The 21,978-nt window shown below is 55.3% G+C and carries 23 protein-coding genes; 11 read left to right on the top strand and 12 right to left on the bottom strand.

What is annotated here, in order from left to right:
- The 6 genes from BEN30_RS03380 to bfr (BEN30_RS03355) all read left to right on the top strand — a co-directional run.
- A partial coding sequence (locus BEN30_RS03380; RefSeq protein ID WP_245648973.1) for a response regulator occupies positions 1 to 479 on the top strand: 479 nt, incomplete at its 5' end.
- Entirely contained in the window at positions 472 to 2,154 is a 1,683-nt protein-coding gene (locus BEN30_RS03375; RefSeq protein WP_139134823.1) for a diguanylate cyclase, read from the top strand. The genes BEN30_RS03380 and BEN30_RS03375, both read left to right, overlap by 8 nt.
- A gap of 323 nt (positions 2,155 to 2,477) precedes the next feature.
- A complete protein-coding gene (locus BEN30_RS18940; RefSeq protein ID WP_170826944.1) occupies positions 2,478 to 3,671 on the top strand; it encodes a DUF2325 domain-containing protein in 1,194 nt (397 codons plus the stop codon).
- A 294-nt stretch (positions 3,672 to 3,965) separates the two neighbouring features.
- Complete coding sequence (locus BEN30_RS19195; protein WP_084004949.1) at positions 3,966 to 4,172, top strand: (2Fe-2S)-binding protein; 207 nt, start codon at positions 3,966 to 3,968, stop codon at positions 4,170 to 4,172.
- A gap of 11 nt (positions 4,173 to 4,183) precedes the next feature.
- The gene (gene bfr / locus BEN30_RS03360) at positions 4,184 to 4,663 is read left to right on the top strand and encodes a bacterioferritin (RefSeq protein WP_069956942.1); all 480 of its coding nucleotides are present in this window, start codon (positions 4,184 to 4,186) and stop codon (positions 4,661 to 4,663) included.
- Positions 4,664 to 4,666: 3 nt separating this feature from the next.
- Positions 4,667 to 5,146: a bacterioferritin gene (gene bfr / locus BEN30_RS03355; protein WP_069956921.1), complete on the top strand. Its 480-nt coding sequence runs from the start codon at positions 4,667 to 4,669 to the stop codon at positions 5,144 to 5,146.
- On the opposite strand, the gene BEN30_RS03350 is transcribed toward bfr (BEN30_RS03355), so the two are convergent.
- The 10 genes from BEN30_RS03350 to BEN30_RS03305 all read right to left on the bottom strand — a co-directional run bounded on the left by BEN30_RS03350 (position 5,143) and on the right by BEN30_RS03305 (position 16,060).
- Positions 5,143 to 5,820, bottom strand: a complete 678-nt coding sequence (locus tag BEN30_RS03350) for a D-glycero-alpha-D-manno-heptose-1,7-bisphosphate 7-phosphatase (protein ID WP_069956920.1) — start codon at positions 5,818 to 5,820, stop codon at positions 5,143 to 5,145. The two genes, bfr (BEN30_RS03355) and BEN30_RS03350, sit on opposite strands and share 4 nt — an antisense overlap.
- On the bottom strand, positions 5,817 to 6,491 hold the full coding sequence (locus tag BEN30_RS03345) for an SDR family NAD(P)-dependent oxidoreductase (protein WP_069956919.1): 675 nt from the start codon (positions 6,489 to 6,491) through the stop codon (positions 5,817 to 5,819). Before BEN30_RS03345 ends, BEN30_RS03350 begins: the two co-directional genes overlap by 4 nt.
- Positions 6,488 to 8,131: an L-aspartate oxidase gene (nadB, locus tag BEN30_RS03340; protein ID WP_069956918.1), complete on the bottom strand. Its 1,644-nt coding sequence runs from the start codon at positions 8,129 to 8,131 to the stop codon at positions 6,488 to 6,490. Before nadB ends, BEN30_RS03345 begins: the two co-directional genes overlap by 4 nt.
- Before the next feature lie 43 nt (positions 8,132 to 8,174).
- Positions 8,175 to 9,044: a carboxylating nicotinate-nucleotide diphosphorylase gene (nadC, locus tag BEN30_RS03335; protein ID WP_084004948.1), complete on the bottom strand. Its 870-nt coding sequence runs from the start codon at positions 9,042 to 9,044 to the stop codon at positions 8,175 to 8,177.
- Between the two features lie 2 nt (positions 9,045 to 9,046).
- Positions 9,047 to 10,063, bottom strand: a complete 1,017-nt coding sequence (gene nadA / locus BEN30_RS03330) for a quinolinate synthase NadA (RefSeq protein WP_139134821.1) — start codon at positions 10,061 to 10,063, stop codon at positions 9,047 to 9,049.
- A gap of 143 nt (positions 10,064 to 10,206) precedes the next feature.
- Positions 10,207 to 11,397: an acyl-CoA dehydrogenase gene (locus tag BEN30_RS03325; protein WP_069956917.1), complete on the bottom strand. Its 1,191-nt coding sequence runs from the start codon at positions 11,395 to 11,397 to the stop codon at positions 10,207 to 10,209.
- Positions 11,398 to 11,491: 94 nt separating this feature from the next.
- The gene (locus tag BEN30_RS03320; RefSeq protein WP_069956916.1) at positions 11,492 to 12,214 is read right to left on the bottom strand and encodes a hypothetical protein; all 723 of its coding nucleotides are present in this window, start codon (positions 12,212 to 12,214) and stop codon (positions 11,492 to 11,494) included.
- A 96-nt stretch (positions 12,215 to 12,310) separates the two neighbouring features.
- The gene (pabB, locus tag BEN30_RS03315; protein ID WP_084004947.1) at positions 12,311 to 14,098 is read right to left on the bottom strand and encodes an aminodeoxychorismate synthase component I; all 1,788 of its coding nucleotides are present in this window, start codon (positions 14,096 to 14,098) and stop codon (positions 12,311 to 12,313) included.
- A gap of 69 nt (positions 14,099 to 14,167) precedes the next feature.
- The gene (locus BEN30_RS03310; protein WP_069956914.1) at positions 14,168 to 14,593 is read right to left on the bottom strand and encodes a thioesterase family protein; all 426 of its coding nucleotides are present in this window, start codon (positions 14,591 to 14,593) and stop codon (positions 14,168 to 14,170) included.
- Positions 14,594 to 14,614: 21 nt separating this feature from the next.
- Entirely contained in the window at positions 14,615 to 16,060 is a 1,446-nt protein-coding gene (locus BEN30_RS03305) for a sensor domain-containing diguanylate cyclase (RefSeq protein WP_069956913.1), read from the bottom strand.
- Positions 16,061 to 16,223: 163 nt separating this feature from the next.
- Between BEN30_RS03305 and BEN30_RS03300 the strand changes: the two genes are divergently transcribed.
- Positions 16,224 to 16,739, top strand: a complete 516-nt coding sequence (locus tag BEN30_RS03300) for a KdsC family phosphatase (RefSeq protein ID WP_069956912.1) — start codon at positions 16,224 to 16,226, stop codon at positions 16,737 to 16,739.
- A 32-nt stretch (positions 16,740 to 16,771) separates the two neighbouring features.
- On the top strand, positions 16,772 to 17,719 hold the full coding sequence (locus tag BEN30_RS03295) for a zinc metalloprotease HtpX (RefSeq protein ID WP_069956911.1): 948 nt from the start codon (positions 16,772 to 16,774) through the stop codon (positions 17,717 to 17,719).
- A 35-nt stretch (positions 17,720 to 17,754) separates the two neighbouring features.
- Here the strand turns inward: BEN30_RS03295 and BEN30_RS03290 are convergent, their stop codons facing one another.
- Both BEN30_RS03290 and BEN30_RS03285 read right to left on the bottom strand, forming a co-directional pair.
- On the bottom strand, positions 17,755 to 18,150 hold the full coding sequence (locus BEN30_RS03290) for a bacteriohemerythrin (RefSeq protein WP_069956910.1): 396 nt from the start codon (positions 18,148 to 18,150) through the stop codon (positions 17,755 to 17,757).
- A gap of 133 nt (positions 18,151 to 18,283) precedes the next feature.
- Complete coding sequence (locus BEN30_RS03285; RefSeq protein WP_245648972.1) at positions 18,284 to 18,922, bottom strand: UbiX family flavin prenyltransferase; 639 nt, start codon at positions 18,920 to 18,922, stop codon at positions 18,284 to 18,286.
- Positions 18,923 to 18,955: 33 nt separating this feature from the next.
- Here BEN30_RS03285 and BEN30_RS03280 point away from each other — a divergent pair, with 33 nt between their 5' ends.
- The 3 genes from BEN30_RS03280 to BEN30_RS03270 all read left to right on the top strand — a co-directional run bounded on the left by BEN30_RS03280 (position 18,956) and on the right by BEN30_RS03270 (position 21,966).
- Positions 18,956 to 19,801, top strand: a complete 846-nt coding sequence (locus BEN30_RS03280; protein WP_069956909.1) for an alpha/beta hydrolase — start codon at positions 18,956 to 18,958, stop codon at positions 19,799 to 19,801.
- A 388-nt stretch (positions 19,802 to 20,189) separates the two neighbouring features.
- Positions 20,190 to 20,621 (top strand): hypothetical protein, encoded by a 432-nt coding sequence (locus tag BEN30_RS03275; protein ID WP_170826943.1) that lies wholly within the window; start codon positions 20,190 to 20,192, stop codon positions 20,619 to 20,621.
- 106 nt (positions 20,622 to 20,727) lie between these two features.
- Positions 20,728 to 21,966: a flagellar hook-basal body complex protein gene (locus BEN30_RS03270; protein ID WP_069956907.1), complete on the top strand. Its 1,239-nt coding sequence runs from the start codon at positions 20,728 to 20,730 to the stop codon at positions 21,964 to 21,966.
- The last annotated feature ends 12 nt before the right edge of the window (positions 21,967 to 21,978 follow it).

The raw sequence follows: 21,978 nt of genomic DNA, 5'->3' as shown, positions 1-21,978 counted from the left end.
GATTTGATTGTCTTTGGCTTTGCGCTTTTAGACGTTCCCAAAAATATGACTTACTGTATGGTGTTCATAAGAAAGCATTTGTGGCTAGGAAATGTGCTGTGTTCAGCAAAATTTTATTGATTGAAGACGACCCCGATATTCAGACGGTCGCGCAGATGGCGTTGGAAGAAATTGGTGGCTTTACGCTTGTTGTGTGCAACTCTGGCGCTGAAGCCATCGAAAAAGCCCGGCATTTTGTACCGGACATTATTTTGCTCGATGTCATGATGCCTGAAATGGATGGGCCGACGACGCTGGTCAAGTTGCGTGGAATTGAGGCCATGAAAGATATTCCCGTCGTCTTCATCACCGCAAAAGTGATGCCGTCCGACGTTGAGCGTTACCGAGCCCTGGGTGCCGTCGACATAATTGCCAAACCCTTTGAGCTGATGACTTTGGCTGAGCGCGTCCAGGAGATTTGGAGTGCGAGCCGTGGCTGATACCCCTTTGAGCATGGAGCAAAAGATGGCGCAGTTGCGAAGGCAATACGCGCAAAAAATTGAAGGTCGGATTGCGGATTTGCAAACGACCATCCATCACCTGAAACACGCTGAGGGTGGTGCACGCCTTGATAACCTTGCGATCATTCGCGATGCCACGCACAAGCTGGCCGGATCTGGGGCGACATTTGGGTTTCCCGCCGTCACAGAGTATGCGCGCGAAATGGAACGAGCGTGTATTTGGGTGTTGGAAAATCCGGGCCGTGAGTCTGATGAGGATGCAAAAACACTCTGCGCGAACTTGGAAAAACTATGTCAGCGTTTGCTTGACGACGTCGTTGCCCAAAGCCAAGAGGCTGCGGAGGTCGATGACAGCACGGAACGTGTTTGGGTGCCGCAATTGCATGGCAGTGCACGCAAAAAAGTGTTGATTGTCATGGAATACGACGGCACGGCCGCGGCGCAAGTGCACCAAGAAATGAACCATTACGGGTTTGACGTGCGCATTGTCGATCACCCCGACAAAATGCTGGATGATTTAAAGTCCCATGGCGTCGTCGATGTGATTGTTACCGGTCTTTTGTTTGATCGAGATACGTCTGCGGCGCTGAGCGCTTTGGCCATGATGCGCGAAGACAGTGAATTTAAGGATATCTCGGTGGTGGTGAACACGGTATTGGATACCATGTCGGCACGGCTGGGGGCCGTTCACGCCGGGGCCAAAGCCTATCTGGTGAAACCGGTGGACATGGCAAATTTGATTGATGTCTTGGACCGTGTCACGCAAAACCATGAAGATGAACAGTTCCGTGTCTTGATCGTTGACGACGATGAAACCCTTGCCAGTTATACAGAACTGATTTTGCAAGGGGCGGGCATGGAAACCAAGGTCGTGTTTGATCCCATGGATGTGTTTGATGCTCTGGATTTGTTTTCGCCCGAGTTGATCTTGTTGGATCTTTACATGCCCACTTGCGATGGTCATGAAGTTGCGGGGGTTATCCGCCAACGCGAAGAGTATGCAGGCATTCCCATCGTCTTTTTGTCCGGTGAATCCGATAAAGACAAACAATTGTCGGCGATGGAATTGGGCGGCGACGATTTTCTGACCAAACCCATCCGTTCGTCACATTTGATTTCGTCGGTCCGGATCCGTGCCGCACGGTTTCGGGAATTGCGTTCTTTCATGACCCGCGACAGCATGACCGGGTTGTTCAACCACACCACGACCAAGCAATTTCTGGGCATTGAGCTTGCCCGTGCGCAGCGCAACAAAAAGGATCTTGCCGTGGTGTCTTTGGACATCGATCATTTTAAGGTGGTGAACGACACATACGGCCACGGCGTCGGGGATCGGGTGATTAAAGCGCTGGCCCGTTTGCTGCGTCTGCGGTTGCGCAGTGCCGATATCATTGGGCGTATGGGCGGGGAAGAGTTTTCCGCTATTTTGATCGACACGGGTGTTGATGAAGCCGCGCAGGTTTTCGATATCATTCGCAAAGTGTTTTCGGAAATAGAATTCACCGCCGACGATCAAACCTTTCGCGTCACCATCAGTTGCGGCGTTGCGGCGGTGCCTGACTATAATACGGCCCAGGCCTTGTCGGACGCTGCAGACAAGGCGCTTTATGCAGCCAAAAATGGCGGCCGCAATCAGGTCGTCAAAGCGCCGTAACTGCTCTGTGATCCCCGCACAGCCCCCACATCTTACCAAGTTTCTCTGCCCTTTGTTGATCGGGCTGAGTATTTATATCGCGTGAATCTTCAGTCATGGAGAATTTTCACGGGGAGCACATCTGTGCATTGACAAAGTCTGCAGTACCTATATCATGCAAATGATAATCATTCGCAATAGGTGGTGTTTCGATGTTTGCAAAATGTGAAAAACCGTGTTCGTCTCCCCAGTGCGACGGTGAAAAAAACAAAAGCCGGTTTGCGTTGTCTCGGACCAAGCCGAAAAAACTGTGGGAATTAAACCCATCAAGGATGTGTTCTGTTGTGGGAACGTGCTTAACGTTGGCGGAATTGCAACGTATCAAAAGGCGTACAAAGGTTGAATTCGGAGCAGAGACAGTCCCCGATTACGATTTGCATGGCTATTTCGTTAAAGCCGCCTCCACGAACGCTCCGGTGGGCCGTGCGATGCAGATCGCATTGGAACGCAAATACACACAAACGTGGAAAAATTTCACGCAAGCGACGTCGGTCGAACACTTGCGCGCCCTCTGGCAGGGGGCGCTGGCCGATGGCGATGTGGCGGGGGCCTATTGGGCTTTGCTTGCGCACCCCCTTGTGACGCTGGAGTTGGAGGAAATTGCGTTTGGTGAGGTACATATGCTGTCGCACCTGGCCGGATCAACCCATCGCACCGATCTCAAAACGATGAGCAAAAACAAGATTGAACTTGAAAAGCTGCGTGAGGAGTTAGAGCAGGCACGGTGTTACGTCTGGTCCCGTGATCGCATCATCGCTGGATTGCGTACGGAATTGGATGATTCCCGACGCGAAGCGCGCAATGCGGCGTTCGTCAACATCAACGGTTCAAGTGAGACCATGGGGGGCGCAACATCGAAAAAAAGCCTCATGGTGATCATCGAATCCCTTCGGGATGCCTTAAACAAAGCGGATAAATTGAATTTTGGTATGCAGGACGCCCTGGCCCGAAAGGCCAAGCGCATTGAGTTTCTGGAAACGGAGCGCTATCGGCTCAAAGAAGAATTGACGGCTATGGAAGAAGAAAGCCGTGTTTTGGAAACCACGATTCCGGCTTTTATGGGGGATATCTGCGCCAATGATGGTGGACTGTGTCCGGGTGAAGAAGCCTGTCCCTATGATTTGTGCCGAAAGCGTGTGCTGTACGTGGGCGGGCGGGCAACATCGGTGAGCCGTTATCGAAATGTGGTGGAAGGCTGGAACGGTGAGTTCCTGCACCACGATGGAGGGCTTGAACAGAGCTTTGAGCGCCTGGGTGGCCTGTTGGAGCGGGCGGACCTGGTGGTGTTTCCCGTTGATTGCGTCAGTCACGCCGCGGTCGATCATATCAAGAGCAGATGCCGACAAAATGGCAAACGTTTGGTGGCGGTGCGTTCTTCGGGCCTCGGATCATTCATGCGGGGATTACAAAATATCGCAGCGCCCCTGACGGAGGAGCGCGCGCTTCCGTCCAATGCGGAACTTGAGTATCGGCAATGATCGTACGCGGCGGGGCTGGAATATAAATCATCTTGACGTGCCGTTGCATTAATGCAATTGATAATCAGTATCAAGTAATAAGGATTCTCAACTATGATGCTTTGGAAACAATTTGCCGCGCGGCTTATATCTGAAATGCGCGGAGGTCCGGCGGTTTTTGGCCCTGCTAGTGTTGTGAAGACTGAACTGTCATTTCAAAGCCCAGCCGAAAAAAAGCAACGACCGACGGACGTGCAAAGCTCTGCGTCGATTAAGCACAAGCCACTTGATTAAATTTATGGAGCCGAAATCACCATGTACATTTGTCTTTGTCGAGGGATCTCAAATCACGATGTCCGCGATGCCGTCAAGGATGGTGCGCAAACGGCGAAGTGTGTTTTCAAGTCTTGCGGCAAAAAACCAAAGTGCGGCAAGTGCATTATGTACCTGAGCGATTGCATATCTCAACAGTCCTCGGAACCACTGAGCCGCGATCTCTCACTCTCCCGTGTGACCTTATAAGGAGCATGAATATGCAAGGTGACGAGGATGTTCTCGATCATTTAAACGGCATTTTGAAAAATGAACTGACTTCCATCAACCAAACCTTTTTACATGCGCGCATGCTCAACAATTGGGGCATCGGCGGATTGGGTAACCGCGTTTACAGCCGTTCCATTCGGGCCATGAAAGATGCGGATGCAGTCATCGAACGGGTGCTGTTCCTGGAGGGCCTGCCGTCGATGCAGGAACTGGGAAAGCTGTGGATCGGTCAAGATGTCCAGGAAATCATCGACTGTGAACTGAAATTGGAGCAGGCCAACCTTAAAGACCTGCGGGCTGCGGTGGTCTTGTGTGAGCAAAAACGTGACTACATCAGCCGGGATGATCTGACGGAACTTATTGAAAACCATGAAGAATATGTCGATTGGATCGAAGCGCAACTTTATCAAATCGATAAAATGGGCATGCAAAATTACATCCAGCTGATGTCTGGCAAAGGGGAGAACTGATCCATGCAAGGTAATGCGAAAGTCATTGAAACTCTAAATAATCTGCTCGCCTTTGAACTGGCGGCGGCGGATCAGTATTTCATCCATTCGCAGATGTATGCAGATTGGGGTCTGCCTATGCTCTATGAGCACATCCACCACGAATGGCAAGAAGAACTCGACCATGCCAAGCAGTTGATCGAACGGATTCTCTTCTTGGAAGGGATGGCAAATATGGTCAACCGCGACACCATTTCAGTGGGTACGGATGTGCCCAGCATGTTGAAAAGTGACCTGACGCTGGAATACGACGCGGTCGTCAAGCTCAAGGATGCCATCGCGTTGTGCGAAACGGAACGTGATTTCCAGAGCCGCCAGATTTTGCTCGGTCTGCTCGAAGACACCGAAATGGATCACGCCTACTGGCTGGAAAAACAGTTGGGCCTGATCGATAAGATGGGTCTGCAGAACTACATCGAACACGCGGCCAAAGGCGGCGCTTAAAGCAAGATTGAAATCAGCGAGCGGGCGTCGCCCAGGTTGGTGGCGGGTGATGCCGAGAAGGCATAATCGGCGACGCCTAAGGCCGCTGCGCGTTCGCCGTCCTTGCTGCCGTGTCCGGTCCACACATGAATGCCGCCGACCAGGCCTGCGTTTTTACCAGCCTGTAGGTCTAGGGATCGATCACCGACAATCCAAGACTTCGCCAAGTCCACGCCCATGATTTGGCTGGCCAAGGTCAGCATGCCGGGGTTGGGCTTGCGGGCAAAGTGATCGACGGCGGCATAAACGCCTTGGGCTTTTTCGTGAAACGGGCACGCGAACACGCCATCGATGTGGGCGCCTGAGGCGTTCAAGTCACTCAGAATGCGGGTTTGCACGGCGACAAAATCGTCCCAGCCGAAATACCCATAACCGATCCCCGCCTGATTGGTGACGAGAATAACAGGGACGCCGCGCGCGTTGGCAGCTTTGATGGTTTCGCCCGCATTGGGGGTGAGCTGCACGTCTTCGGTTTTGTGCAAATAGTGCGCTTCTTCAACCACCACGCCGTCGCGGTCCAAAAACAGCGCGGCGCGGCCTTCGGTTTGAGCGCGCGGGGTGAGCGTTTGAGTCCACACGCCGTCTTGAAAGCCAGCCCCTTGGGGAAATGTGGTGGGTTGTGGATACGTCGTCATGCCGGCGTGTCTGCTTCGTCTTGAAGAATATCTTGCGCCGTCAAGATCGACCCGGTGGCAAAGCGTTCCGGTTCCAGCGCCAAGCGGATGATGGCCTCACTCAGGGACACGGGCTCAACGTTGCGTTCGGTGCACAGTCCAAAGATTCGTACCCCTTGTGCCAAGTCTTGCTCCACGCCGGCAATCAGGGTTTTGAGAACCGCGCCCGCGACGCTGGCGCAGATGTCCAGGGAGTTTGTTTCCAAAGGCGCATCAATGATCAACACGATCACTCCCCGACCTTCGTCGGTCATGTGGCCGATCATTTCCCGCACCATATTCAGCGGGGCGAACACAGCGGCTTCCCAGCTTTTGCGCCAGCGGGCGTCTTCGATGTCTTCCAGCTGGCCCGGGGGCAGATTGCCGGTGCAGTTGATGAAAATCTCTGCGTCGGCACAGCCCATCGACACGGCTTCGGCATCCACGGCGATGGCGGGGTTGCCGGTGTGAGCTTCGGCTTTGACGCCATAATCACTGCGAATGTCGCTGGCGGCTTGTTCCAGGGGCATGAATTTTTGCCCGACCAGGTACAAGCCGCACCCGGTTTGCGCCAAAGCCCGCGCCACCTTTAGGCCGATGCCGCCCGCAGCTCCGGTGACCAGGGCCATTTTGCCGTCCAAGGGTCCCTTCATGCGGATCGCCTTTCGGTGCCGGGATAGCGTCTGGGCACCAACACGGTGGGCTTGGGCGTTTTTTTGGTCAATTTGGGATAATCCAAGGTGAAGTGCAGGCCGCGGCTTTCTTTGCGGTGTTGGGCGCAGCGGATGATCAGTTCGGCGCACACCGCCAAATTGCGCAGTTCCAGCAAGTCGCCGGTGACGCGCGTGTTTCCGTAGTATTCAATGATTTCCGCTTGCAGCATGTCGATGCGGGTGTGGGCGCGGGCCAAGCGTTTGTTGGTGCGCACAATGCCCACGTAATCCCACATGAAGCGGCGCAGTTCTTCCCAGTTGTGGGCAATCACAACTTCTTCATCGGGTTCGGTGACATAGCTTTCATCCCACGGCGGCGTCGTCGGCGGCAAGGTGTCTTCGTTCATCTGGCCTTGGTGAAGGCGGTCACGAATGTCTCTGGCGGCAGCCGTGGAATAGACCAGGCATTCCAGCAAAGAATTGCTGGCCAAGCGGTTGCCTCCATGCAGCCCCGTGTAGGTGACTTCACCGATGGCGTACAAACCCTCCACATCGGTGTGGCCGTTTTTGTCCACCACCACGCCGCCGCAGGTGTAGTGCGCAGCGGGCACCACAGGCAGGGGTTCTTTGGCCATGTCGAACCCGAATTGTTTGGTACTGGCATAAATCATCGGGAAGTGCTCTTCGATGAAATCTTGGCCTTTGTGGCTGATGTCCAAATACATGCACGGCGCGCCCAGGCGCTTCATTTCATAATCGATGGCGCGGGCCACGATGTCACGCGGCGCCAATTCGCCCCGGGGGTCGAAATCGTCCATGAACCGCGTGCCGTCGGGACGCTTTAACAATCCACCTTCGCCGCGCACCGCTTCGGACACCAAAAACGATTTGGCTTGCGGGTGATACAGGCACGTCGGGTGAAATTGGGTGAACTCCATATTCGCCACCCGACAGCCCGCCCGCCACGCCATGGCGATGCCGTCGCCGGTGCAGATGTCGGGGTTGGACGTGTACAGATATACCTTGCTGACGCCGCCCGTCGCCAACACCACGAACGGGGCGGAAAAGGCCAACACTTCGCCCGATTTGGTGTTCAGCGCATGCAACCCCGTGACCCGTTTGGAACGCCCATGAATGTCGCGCTCACACCACAAATCAACGGCGTTGTGGTGCTCAAACACCGTGACATTTTCAGCCTCGCGCACACGTTCTTCCATGGTGGTTTCGATGGCTTGCCCGGTGGCGTCGGCGGCGTGCACGACGCGCCGGTGACTGTGTCCGCCTTCACGGGTCAGGTGGTATTCATTGTTGCCTGCGTCACCGACTTGGGTGGTGAATTCAACCCCATAGCTGGCTAACTTTTCAATGGATTCGCGGCCATGTTCGACAATGAACTTGACCACGTCTTCGTCACACAACCCTGCACCCGCGTCCAAAGTATCAGTTATGTGCGACTGCATGCTGTCGTGTTCATCCAACACGGCGGCAATGCCGCCCTGGGCATAGTATGTGTTGCTTTCGTGCAGCTCAGACTTGGTGATTACGGCGACACGGGCAAACGCCGCCAGCTCCAAAGCCAAATTCAGCCCCGAAGCGCCACTGCCGACAACCAGTACGTCAAATCGATGTTCAGAATTCACAGACGCCACCCATCTTGTTGTGAAGCCACGTTATAAGGCTTTTCTAATTTGTTTGCCAGTCGAGACCGATGTCTACGGCGGGGGCGGATTGGGTGATGCGGCCGATGGAGATGGAGTTGACGCCGGTTTGGGCGATGGCGCGCACAGTTTCCAAGGTGACGCCGCCGGACGCTTCTGAGCGGGCTTGGTCGCCGATCAGGGCGACGGCTTCGACCAATTGCTCGACGCTCATGTTGTCCAGCAAGATGGCGTCGACGCCGACGTCTAGGGCTTCGCGCACTTGGTCCAAGGTGTCGCATTCGACTTCGATGGGGCTGTGACCCGCAGCTTTGGCCCCGGTGATGGCGGCGGTAATCGAGCCCGCCACGGCGATGTGGTTGTCTTTGATCAACACCGCGTCGTCCAGGCGCATGCGGTGGTTGGTGGCTCCGCCCATACGCGCCGCATATTTGGCCAGTTCGCGGTAGCCGGGCAGGGTCTTGCGGGTGTCCAAAATGGTCGTGTCGGTGCCCGCCACGGCGTCCACATAGGTTTTGGCCAAGGTGGCGATGCCGCTTAAGTGCTGCAACAAGTTGAGCGCGGTGCGTTCCGCCGTCAGCAAAGCCCGTGCCTGACCCGAAACGTGGGCCACCACGTCGCCCGCTTTCAACACGTCGCCGTCTTTACATTTGGCTTGCCAGTCAATGGTGTCGTCGACTGTGGCAAACACCAGCCAAGCGAGGTCCAACCCGGCTACGACCATGTCCTGACGTGCGGCCAGGACGCCTTGAAAGTGGAGGTCTTCAGGGATTGTAGAATTGGACGTAATGTCGCCGCCGTGGCCTAAGTCTTCGGCCAAGGCGTCGGCAATCAAATGTTCAACCCGTTCGGGCGTCAGCCCTGGGGGCAGTGTGTTGGGGACGTGTGGTTCCATGATCAGGCGGCGTCCTGTGATTTGGCGGCGGTGGGGGCCAGCTCCAACATGCGTTCCAGCGGTTTTAAGGCGCGCAGGCGCAAATCTTCGCTCATGACAATCGCCGGGGCTTCGTTGTGCAGTGCCAAATACATCTTTTCCAAGGTGTTCAGCCCCATGTACGGACAGCTGGAACAGCTGCACCCGCCATCAGAGCCCGGTGCCGCGTAAAAGGTTTTGTCGGGGCTGTCTTTTTGCATCTGGTGAATGATGTGTTGTTCCGTCGCCACGATGAATTCATTGGAAGGCGCGGAGTGCACAAAGCTCAAAATCTGGCTGGTGGAGCCCACATGATCGGACACTTCGATGATGCTTTCGGGGCATTCGGGGTGCGCGGCCACCAAAGCGCCGGGGTGTTGAGATTTCAGGCGGGTGATTTCGCGCGCCGAAAACTGTTCGTGGACAATGCAGGTGCCCGGCCACAACACCATGTCGCGCCCGGTTTTGCGCTGCAAGTACGCGCCCAAGTGACGATCTGGGGCAAACAAGATGGGCTGATCTTTGGGCAGGTTGTTGATGATGTATTCGGCGCTTGAAGACGTCACGATCACGTCCGACAGGGCTTTGACTTCGGCTGAGCAATTGATATAGGTGAGCGAGATGTGATCGGGGTGGGCTTCGCGCCAAATCTTAAAAGCGTCCGCTTGGCAGCTGTCTTCCAAAGAACACCCAGCGTCCGCGTCGGGGATCACCACGGTTTTTTCAGGGCTCAAGATTTTCGCCACTTCGGCCATGAAGCGCACGCCGCAAAAAACGATCATATCGGCGTCGGTCGCCGCGGCCTTGCGCGACAGGTCGAGACTGTCGCCGACAAAATCCGCCAAGTCTTGAATCTCACCCTCTTGATAATAGTGGGCCAGGATGATGGCGTTTTTGTCGCGGCGCAGACGATTGATTTCCGCTTCCAAGTCCAGGTGCGGATCGATGTCGTGCAAAGTCAGAGCCGAAGCGTTCGGCATGATGAGGGTATCGTGCGTCATTTTGTGCGGGTTAATCCCGTTATTGTCTTAGGGGTCGGGCGAAGAAATCCATCATAGTCCGCTAGAGTTATGAGGGAAAGGGGCACAGCGCAAGTGTTTGCAACATTTTGCAACACCGGAAAACGCCCCTCAAAGCCCAAGATTTAACCGCTGAAGGCTTGGATTCCGGTCTGTGCACGGCCCAAAATAAGGGCGTGGATGTCGGCTGTGCCTTCGTAGGTGTTCACGGCTTCCAGGTTCATCATGTGGCGGATGACGTGAAATTCGTCCGATACGCCGTTGCCGCCGTGCATGTCCCGCGCCATGCGGGCGATGTCCAAGGACTTGGTGCAGGAATTGCGTTTCAGCATGGAAATGGCTTCGGGTGCGGCTTTGCCGTCATCCATCATGCGCCCTAGGGTGAGGCATGCGTTAAGCCCCAAGGCGATTTCGGTTTGCATGTCGGCGAGCTTTTTTTGCACCAATTGGTTGGCCGCCAAGGGACGGCCGAATTGGTGGCGGTCCATGGTGTACCCGCGCGCCGCCAGCCAGCAGAACTCCGCCGCGCCCAAGGCCCCCCAGGCAATGCCGAAACGCGCTTTGTTCAAGCAGCCAAATGGCCCTTTGAGGCCGGAAATGTTGGGAAACAGGTTGTCTTCGGGCACAAATACCCGATCCAGGACGATTTCTCCGGTGATGGAGGCGCGCAGGGAAAACTTGCCTTTAATCGTGGGCGTACTCAGACCCTCGGCCCCGCGTTCAACGACAAAACCGCGAATGTCGCCGTCCAACTTGGCCCACACGATGCAGACGTCGGCGATGGGGGCATTGGTGATCCACATCTTGTTGCCCGTCAGCACATAGCCGCCGTCGACCTTTTCCGCCCGTGTGCGCAGGGAGCCGGGGTCGGAGCCCGCGTCGGGTTCCGTCAAACCGAAACAGCCAATCAGCTCACCTGAGGCCAACTTGGGCAGGTATTTGCGCTTTTGTGCCTCTGTCCCATACGTGTAAATGGGGTGCATGACCAGCGACGACTGCACGCTCATGGCGGAACGATAACCGCTGTCAACGCGTTCAATTTCCCGCGCCACCAGCCCATAGGCCACGTGGGAGACACCGGCGCCGCCATATTCCTCGGGCAAGGTCGGGCCGAGTAAGCCCAACGCGCCCATTTCGGTCATGATCTCGATATGAAAGATTTCGTCTCTGTTGGCATCCAAGACGCGCGGCATCAATTTATCTTGGGCGTAATCGCGCGCAGTGTCTTGCACCAAACGCTCATCTTCGCTCAACTGTTCTTGGATCAACAGGGGGTCTTGCCACTGAAAATGCGCTTTGGCCGTGGGGGACGTCATGAGAGCACCGCCTTAAGAGAGTGAAGATAACCCTTGATCTCTAACAGTTTCAGGCGGTGTTGTCATGTCTGTGTTGTGCGGACTTCATGTGGACTTAGCGCTCTGCGGCGGTTTCCAGCTTGGTGCGGAACATGCGTCCTTCCAGGCGGGTGTCGGTGGTGATGGTGGTGATCATCAGGCGCGATGACGACGTTGACCGATCGATGGCTTGGTCTTGGCGGCTGATCACTTCAATGCGGATTTCGCCGGGCATCCACCAACTGAAACGGCAATCGCGGACACCGTCAGAGGTGCGCTGTGTGCAGGAAGACACGGACGGTGCGCCATATTGTTTGGCAAGGGTGTTGATGTAATCGTCTTCACTTTGGCCCCGAACGACTTGGTCTTGGCGGGCTTTATAGGCGATGTTGTAGGGGCCGTCTTCGGCATACCAAATCTGATAGCTGCTGTCGCCGTCGCTAAAGGCCATGGTGATGGCTCCGTTGGGGGCGATGGCTTTTTGCGCATGGGGTTGCACGGCGCGCAAAACGTTCATGGTGGTGCCAAGGCGGATCTGACCAATTTGATAGGCCGAACTGGCCCTGTCATTGGTGGTGTAAAACATCGCGCCAAGTTTGTATTCCATACCCGGTGTGAATTTGATCAACATATAGGTGCCCAAAACCAAAAAGGAAAACAGGCACATGGCGACCAGTATGGGGATTTCCTTGCCTTTGGCGCCTTTGGGGTCCTTTTCCGGTTTGGATTGCTCGTACAGAACCTCATCGCCGAAATCGTAATCCGGTATTTTATACGTATTGTGGCGGTAGCTTTTCATGTTACGGCTCCTATTCATGGTGCGAATCGTCACATCACATATTCAATGTACCAAGATAGGCTTTGGGTGGCTGTGTCGGGCGTCACAGGTTGAGCTTTAGTGGGGGGGACGTGCGGGGGTTGCCGGGACCAATCCACGCACAGAATTGCCCAGCCAAATGCGCTCCGCCTTCTCAAGGTCCGCTGGGCGAAGAACCGCTTCTACGGCGCGCCCAGTATCAATTAGGTCCTGGCGCAAAGTTCCCGCCAGCAGGCCACAGTGGAGTGCCGGGGTGAGCAATTGGTCGTTTATTTCTAGGAAGATGTTGGTGATGGACCCCTCGGTCAATTCGCCAAACTCATTGCAAAACAGGACTTCGTCGCAGCCGTTCACCGCGTGAAGGCGGGTGCGTTCGTCGTCATGAAAGGCCCGGTTGGTGGTCTTGTGATAGACAAACGGATTGTCGCGACTGATGGGCGCTTCAGATACGTTAAAGCGCCAAACCTGATCGGTTGGCTGAGGGAGCAGCGGCGTCGCTTCGGTGGTGAATGTGGCGTTTGCGCTGAGCAACAAGCGGACCTTTAAGGGCGTATCAGGCTTTGTGGGGATGGCTTGGTTTAAGGTGCTCAGTGCAACGTCTTCGTCAAAGCCATAGCCAAAGTAATGCGCACTGTCCGCCATGCGCTGTAAATGTCGATCCAACAGGGCAAAGCCTGAACCGGGTTCCCACAACAAGGTTTCCAACAGATCAAATGACGGCTGCGGCTGGGTGAGGAACCGGGCCTTGAGATGGCATTCATCCCATTCTTCGGCGGGCTCAGAATCATAAACGATGCCGCTGCCGATGCCCATTTCGCCTTCTCTGCCGCCTTCACCGCTTAAGCTGATGGTGCGGATCGCCACATTCAAGCGCACGACGTTGCCGGGTGCGCCATAGCCGATGGCCCCCGTGTAGACGCCGCGGGGCTCGGTTTCGAGGCTACGGATGATCTCCATGGCTTTGACTTTGGGTGCGCCCGTCACCGAACCGCACGGGAACAGGGCCTTGATGAGGTGTGAGAATGGGGTGCCGGGGCGCAGCTTGGCTTCGATGGCAGACGTCATCTGGTGCAAGGTCGGATAGGTTTCGACATGAAATAAATCCGTGACGTTGACCGAGCCCACAAGGGCAATGCGGCTTAAATCGTTGCGCAACAGATCAACGATCATCAGGTTCTCGGCTTTGGACTTTTCGTCGTGACAAAGCCAGTGCTTGCGGGCCTCGTCGTCCAAGGGGTTGGCTGCGCGTGCGGCGGTGCCTTTCATGGGCCGGGTGCGGGCCAAGTTGGCCGATACGTCCACAAACAATTCCGGCGACAAGGACAAGATGTGGCGGTCTCCGGTGGCGATCAAAGCGCCATAGCGCGCCTGTTGGTTTTGACGCAGATGGGCAAACAGAGACAACGGGCTGCCGCTAAAATCAAAACGTTGTTTGAAGGTGTGGTTAATCTGATACACGTCGCCGGCACGAATGTGTTCGCGAATGGTTTCTATTTTTTTTAAATAGGTGTCGCGTTCTTCGGCGGGGCGTAAGGCGCTGACGCTGTGAGGCTCCGTTGCCCAGGCGTCAAAAAGACCCGCGTCAACAGGGTACGGGGCATCGAATACCCCCATCCAAATCAGTGGGCCATTCCGCTCAAGCGGCAGCAAGGGGGCCAGCTTGGGTTCCAAAACATACCCCAGCTCATACGCCAAGTAGCCCGCCACATGGTGACCGTCTTCGAGGGCTTGGTCGATTTTCGCTAGCACGGCGGCGACGTCTTGGGGCTGCGTGCAGATGAGCATGTCACGCGGGTTCGTGAACAACAGCACGCCATCCGGCGTCGTCATGTCGTCGATCAGAACATAGGGTGCGGTAAGCTCCATGGGCGCATTGGTTCCGAGTTGGGGACGCTTCCAGTTAACGTCATTGGAGAAAACGCGCAAGTCGGGGGCTTAAGGGATGCTTAGGCCTTTTTGTTTCACTCGAGCAGCGAACGCGGCGCGGTTGATGATGTGACGTTGGTGGCGTCCTCGGCTGATGGTGTCGACGCCGTCGTGGGCTTCGACTTCAAACACCAAGCGTTTGCCGTCTACTTCGACCAACTTGACCTGGGCGGTGATCGTCAGGCCCGGCGGCGTGGCGGCTTCATGGCTGACGTCGATGTGGGTGCCGACGGTCATTTCTGCGGGCCAATCCAAATGCGGCTCTATGGATTTGATGCATGCCCATTCTAAAAAACCGACCAGAAAGCCGGTTGCGAACACCTCGGGCATTTCTTGAAATTCAGATGCTTCTGGGTACAACGACGGCACGGTTTTGTCGTCAGGTACGGTGTAGACGTGTTGATAGGTTATGCCGGGCTTCAAGGTGTCTTTCATGGGCTTGAATCTCAGGTCTATTTAAGCGAATTCGGTGCGGTCGCGTCCGTTGGACTTTGCTTTATACATGGCGCGGTCGGCGCGGCCGATCAAGCTGACCTCCGTATCCCCCACGCGGATTTCAGCGATGCCGATGCTCATGGTGATGGTGCGTTCGGGGTGGTCTGGGAACAGGGCCGCGTTGCGGATGGCGTCGCGGATGGCATCACTGAGGCGATGGGCATCTTGGGCGGAGCATTCAGGGGCGAGAATGACAAATTCTTCGCCGCCCCAACGACACGTCAAATCACTTTCGCGGGCGTTTTCACTGATGATTTTAGCGGCCAAACGGATCGCGTTGTCACCGGCCAAATGGCCCATTTCGTCATTGATGTCTTTGAAGTGGTCGATGTCCATCATCAACAAACTGAAGGCCCGTCCATCGCGACCAAAGCGTTTAACGGCCTGGCTGAGGGTGAAATCAAAATGTTGGCGGTTGTTCAGTCCAGTCAGTTTGTCGGTAATGGCCAACTCTTCCAAGCGCCGTTGGAAGATGTTGATACTGTAACCGATTAAAAAGATGGTGATCAAAATGACGGCGGGTGCGATCAACAGGTTGCGGTAAAACCCTGAGCGCATATTTTCCAAGGCTTCGGATTCGGGCAACTCGATAAACAGGTGCCATTTGAGTTCCGGGATGTAGCGGGTTGTGAGTAAGATCTTGCCGTTATGGGAATCATAGGAATATGAGCCATGATCTTTGGTGAGAACCTGCTTGGCAATCTTGCCTAAGCCGTCAACATCAAAAATGGTCGTCTTGCCCGCAATGTCGGGTTGGGCGTGAACTCGGATAAGGCCAGCGTCATCAACGAAGTAAACATGGCGGCGGAATTTTTGTTGATAGGTCTTGACCAAGTCACTTACGGAGCCAAGACCCAGTCCGACACCGGTGACGCCTAAAAAGTGTCCCTCACTATCGACAACGCGGTAATTGATGAAAATGGTGATGTTGTGGTTTTGTTGATAGTTGAAATCGACATTCACCACGTAGGGATCTTCCATGTCGCGCGCAGCAAAAAACCACCGATCTTCGGGATTGGTTTCGCTGAGCGTGCGTGACACACCTTCGTAGTGATAATAGCGCAGCGTCTTTGCTGAGATGAAGTACGACGTAAAGGTTTCGTAACGTTGGCGGATTTGCGCCAAATAGCGGGTCATGCGATCCGCGTCGATCTCGTCTTCAAGAACCCAGTCTTGAACGAAAGTGTCATTGGCCATCAAAGAAGAAATGAAAATCGGCCGTAACAGGTCGGCTTGGATGGCCGAATAAATATTGTTGCTCGAAAGCGGCAGCTCGTTTTCCAAGATGGTGGTGCGCAGCACCCCTTTGGAAACCTCGAAGTTCAATATGTTGGTCGCGGCAAAGCCCACCAACAAAATCAGCGTTACGAGAGCGATCAATTTGGTGCGTAGGGAAAGATTGATCATGAGATGAGATCTGATACGGTGAAAATCAAGGCTCGGCTTTCCAAGAGTAATATAAAATCTAGATCTAAAAACAAGACTGTTAGGCAGATGTTTACCACAATTACCTATGAGCGTGTATGGTAATTTGAATGTTTCAACTTTTACATGGATTTAAGAGGCTTTCATGACGGCCAAATTGACGATGGATGAAACTCTGAGCCGACTCGCTCATATTAAATTACTGTCGCTTGATGTTGACGGCGTGATGACCGACGGCGGCTTGTATTACACGGACGACGGCGTTCAGTTTCGCAAATTCAATGTGAAGGATGGCCTGGGCATGAAGAATGCCATGAAAGCTGGTGTACAGCTGTGCATCATATCCGCCAGCAAGGCAACGTCGACGCTCACCCGTGCGGAGCATTTGGGTATTGAACATGTGCGCATCGGTGCCAGCGACAAACTGGCGGAGCTTCGCACCATTGCGGCCCAATTGGGTGTTGAGTTGGATCAAGTCGCGCACATGGGCGACGACCTGACGGATGTGCACTTGATGAAGAATGTCGGTCTGGCTTTGACGGTTTCTGATGCCGTGCCCCAGGCCCTTGAGGCCGCACATTACGTCACCTCCAAAGCCGGGGGCAAAGGGGCGGTCCGCGAAATCTGCGACATGATTGTAGAGGCCAACGCCCACACGTGAACCTGAGCTTGAGATAATCGGAATTCAGTGCCGTGAACCAGAGCAACTTCACTCAAACGGCCTTGATGCTGGGGGCCATGACCGCGCTGTTGGCGTTGATCGGTTACATCTTGGCCGGACGCGAAGGCTTGTTCATTACGGCTATTTTCATCTTTGCCTTTATGAGCTTTGGGCGCGGGGCGTCGAAGACGTGGATGTTGCGGGCCATCCATGCGGTTAAGTTGGAGGCTGGCGACGCGCCCGTTATCCACGCGATGACCGAAGAACTGGCGCGTCGCGCAGAGCTGCCCCGTTCACCGGATATTTATGTGTTGGAAGCCAACTCCATGCTGGGGTTTTCCGTGGGTAACGGTGAAGAAGATAGCGCCATCGTGCTCAGCGGAGCGTTGTTGCAAGGCCTTGCCCCCCGTGAAATCGCGAGCGTTTTGGCGCACGAAATCAGCCACATTGCGGCGGGCGATCTGACCGTCATGGGCTTGGCGGATCTCATCACACGACTGACCCGAACCTTGTCGATGCTGGGGCTGGTGTTGGTGATCTTTAACATTCCCATCGCCGCAACGGGGGGGGCGTATTTGCCCTGGGGGGCGCTGGTGTTGTTGGTTCTGGCCCCATTGTTGAGCTTATTGTTGCAGATGGGATTGTCACGGGTGCGAGAATTTGAAGCCGATGCTGCGGCTGTTGATATCAGCGGTGACCCGGAAGCTTTGGCGTTGGCGTTGGCAAAACTTGAAGTGCGCCAAAACGACGTTCTCCGTCATGTGTATCTGCCCCATGCGCCTGGGACCGTGCCGTCGTTGCTGCGCTCACACCCCATCACCCAGCAGCGGGTGATGCGGATTTTGCAGCAAGTGCCCAAAATGGCCCCGTTGCCCGCTCACTTGACTGACGAACACCATGGCTATCCGTCCGACGATGTGGTTGCCGGAGAATGGCCGCTGGGCATTCCCGTGAAGTGGCTGCTGCGTTGGTGGCGCTAATAGAGGGGCGGACTTAGCTTTCGCCATGCTGGGCTTTATTTTTCGCCGTGCTGACGGGCAAACATGGCCGTCGCGGTGTCCATGGATTCCAAGTGGTTAACAAACCAATCCGGCACGATTTCTTCAACGTACGTGCGCACCGTCTGGATATCACCCGCGTCCAATTTGTCTTTGTATGCCTGCATTTCCGTCAAAACGCGCGCGTGTTCGCCCTTGTGCACGGATGCGGCAAAAAATCCGATGCGATCCATCAGTTCATCTTCACGCGCCAGATGCGCCTTGGTGTGGGCGTGAAGCTCGTCAAATAGCTTCGGCAGTTCAGCATCTGAGCAAGTTTGTAATGCATTCATGACGACAACGGCCTGTTCGTGGTCATCGTCTTGAAAACCAATGCCGCGTTTAAGGGCGTCCGTCCATGTGATGAGGGGCATCAAGGTGTGTCCTTTTATTGATTATTGATGTTTTTTAGGACAATTGACCAAAATCAAGTCGGGTGCCTTGACCGCCGTCAGGTCTCGGATAAAAGACGATGAATTGCGGAGACATACAGGGCGGCTTTTCGCCTTAACCCTGCCAGCGATCAACCCGGTCGTGCTCGATGCTCATGAGATCCAAGGCGCGACCAACGATGTGCCGCACCATGTCGTCGATGCTTTGCGGTTTGGTGTAAAAGGCGGGCATGGGCGGCATGATGTGGCAGCCCAGATCGGCGGCGCGGCTCATCAGGCTTAAGTGACCTTTGTGCAGAGGTGTTTCGCGCACCATCAAGACCACCGGGCGGCGTTCTTTGAGGCACACGTCGGCGGCACGGATCATCAGGTTGTGGGAAAAGGAACCGGCAATTCCGGAAAGCGTTTTGATCGAGCACGGCGCGATGATCATGCCCCGCGCCTTAAACGAACCGCTGGCCACGGCGGCACCAACGTCTTTGTTGGGATAGGTCTGGGCGGCTAAGGCCTTGACGTCGTCAAAGCCCAAATCGGTTTCCAAGGTCAGTGCGCGCAGCCCGGTTTCGGTGATGACCAAGTGGGCGGGCACGCCCAAATCACGGCACGCGCGCAGGGTTTCGACACCCAATGCGGCGCCCGTTGCGCCGGTGATGCCGACGATCAAGGGATCAGAGTTGCTCATGGCGCGGATCATGGCCTTTTCAGCCTTGAGTGTCCAGAGGGCGCGAAAAACATCACCAGATGAAGGCTTCATGTATGGTATAGGCTGGGGAGCAGGAGTGTTTACATGGGTAAGGGTTTTCGGTTCGTCATGATCAGTGTTCTTGTCGGCGTCGTGTTCTTTTATGTGGTGATTGCGGCGTCCATGTACGTGTTTCAGCGCAACTTGCTCTATTTCACATCGGCCCCAAAGCCGACCCGGGAGCAGAGCGGCGTCGCCGATATGAGCGAGCTGACCTTCACCACCGAAGATGGTCTTGAACTGTTTGCCTGGTTTAAGCCCCCAAGCGATCCGGTAAAGCCCGTTGTGGTGATTTTTCACGGCAATGCGGGAACCTTGGGCGGGCGGGGCTTCAAAGCCCGGCTGTTTATGGATCAAGGGTATGGTGCGCTGTTGGTGGAATATCGTGCGTATGCAAACAATCCAGGATCCCCCACCGAACAGGGGCTTTACGCCGACGCCCGCGCCGCCTTGGCCCAGGTGAAAGCGCTGGGGTATAGCGGGCAAAATTTGGTTTTTTACGGCGAATCTTTGGGCACCGGGGTCGCCACCCAGATGGCGTCTGAGGTCCATGAGTATGGCGAATCCGTGGCCGCCGTCATTTTGGAAGCGCCCTTTACGTCCATCACCGACGTTGCGGCGGGGCGGTATCCGTTTTTACCGGTCAATCTGTTGGCCCGCGACCGATTTGAGTCTCTCGCGCGCATCAAAGTCATTGGTGCACCGTTGCTGATCGTTCACGGTGAACGAGACCGCACCGTGCCCATTAAATTGGGCAAACGTCTGTTTGATGCTGCGACTGCCCCCAAAGAACACCTGTGGATGGCAGAGGCCGGACACAACGATTTGTTCGACTTTGGGGTGGGGGAGGCTGTGCTGGCATTTCTGGGTCGGGTGAGGAAACAACCTTAAGCTTATAGCTTAAGTGATATTCAATGACCCTAGATGTCGTTGTCACATTTTTGACTCGCACAACTTGCTGATTTTTTAGTACAATTCTAACCATAAGCCAGCGGTCCTCCGCAGAAGCGGTCGCTCGTCGTTGGTCCAAGAAATGAAAGTTCCCGGTCTTGACCCCAGAAAGGGTAGGCTAGACCGAGGGTTTTTTGCGTCTAGGTCTCTGATTTTTCAGGGCTTTGCTGTGTTTGTCGCGGAGTTTGCGCTCTATTTTTCGGAGTTTTCTGAGCGGCAAAAAACCAGGAACTGAGAACGCGTCGTGCGTGCTTTGAGGCGTATCCGTCCCTGAGGGGTGGAGGCAAATCAAGCATAAAGCGGCGCAGGGATTGAACGAGGAACGGTCATGGCATTATCCGCCAGACCCATTGGAGTGCCCACGGGGCCGAATGTATCTTCCGCGCACATGCCGGCGGGAGGTCGCAATGTTGCGTCTATGGCGTTCTCTCCCATTGAAGAACTTGGCGCCAAGGCCGAAGTCTTTGCCGATCCCAATTTCAGTTTTGACGGGTTTACGTCTTGGTCCAATAACCAAGAGCAAAGGGGGCAGCGTTCGCCTTCTAACCCGACCAGCAATTTTGATATTTCCTCGACAACCTTTGTGCACCTTCTCAATCAAAATCAGCGGGACAGTGACCTGCAAGCTCCGGGTGCGGTCAAAGACGGGCCGGGCTATCACAAGTTTGTGACCAAAGCCATTCGCGCCTACGAAGGCATCGCCGATGTGATTGGCAATGCGCCAAAAACACGGGGCACGTCGCTTTCGGTTTCCATGTAACTTGACCCTGTCGTTTGGAACAGTGATTTTCATCACTTCCCCCAGTGCCGCGTTGTGAGATGATCACTGTCGGGCGCATACTGTTTTGCTGCGTTAGGAGGTTGTTTTGGTCGCAGGTATTCTCAATTCTGCCGTTTCTGGGCTGAGCCTTAACGCTCAGCGCATTGCGGCGGCTGCGGACAATATCGCCAACACTTCGACCCGGGGCTACAAGCGTACCGACGTTCAGGCCTCTACCCTCGCCACCCGACAAAGCACGACGGCATATGCCGCGGGCGGTGTTCAGGCGGTTTCTCGACCCTTGAACGGCGTTCAGGGGCTGCTGGCATCCAGCGGCTCCAGCACCGATTTGGCTTTGTCCGGGGCGGGCTATTTTGCGGTGACGGGTCCGTCTGGCGGTCAAACCTTGTTTACCCGCAACGGATCGTTCGCCCCCAATGCCAATGGTGACTTGGTCAACAGTGACGGATTTGCTTTGTTGGCCGAAAGTGCCAGCGCCAGTTCCAGCGGGGATGGCGGCTTATCGAAAGTGAACATCAATTCCATCAGCGGCACGGCGGATGCCTCAACAAAGGTTTCCATCGACGCCAATCTTCCTGCTCAAGCCAGCGTGGGGCAGACCTTCACCATCACCGCCCAGACCACGGATTCTTTGGGTGGCGGCGTCGACATAGCGTTGAATTTTACGGCCCAAGCGGGCGGCACCTATGATGTCACGGTGGGGGCCATCACAGAATCCGCCACAGGGGCGACAACCGCCATCGCCCGCGAAGGCGACAGTTCTGGTCCGGCTTATGACGTGAACGTCAGCTTTGGGGGCAATGGGTTGGTTTCGAGCTTCGACGGCAATCCAACCCCGGCCCGTTTGAGCATTTCAAACCTGTCCAGTGGCGCGGCGGATTTGTCACTGGAACTTGATTTGGGAGGACTGACGCGCTTTGGTTCCGATTTTGCGCTGGGTGGCGTCAGTGCGGATGGTGCGGGCTACGGTCAAGTGTCCGCCGTTGACGTCAGCACGGGTGGCCGCATTACCGCGCGCTTTGACAATGGCGAACAGCGCCTAATTGCCGACATTCAGGTCGCGACCTTCACCGATCCATCCGGCTTAAGTATGCAAGCAGGCGGTGTTTACGCCGCCACTGATGCGTCCGGAGCGCCCATTTATCAAACGCCCGGGCAGGGCGGCGCAGGCAGTGTGCAAAGCGGCGCGCTTGAGCTGTCCACCACTGACTTGGCTACGGAAATCACCAATCTCATGATCGCCGAGACCTCCTATCGCGCCAGCCTTCAGGTGGTGAAGGCGGCCGATCAGTTGTCTCAAAGCTTGTTGGATGAAATCGCTTAAAGTGCTTTACGC

Source organism: Magnetovibrio blakemorei, assembly GCF_001746755.1.
Lineage (GTDB): Bacteria > Pseudomonadota > Alphaproteobacteria > Rhodospirillales > Magnetovibrionaceae > Magnetovibrio > Magnetovibrio blakemorei.
Note: the sequence above shows the minus strand (reverse complement) of the source record. Positions and strands in the feature narration are given on the sequence as shown.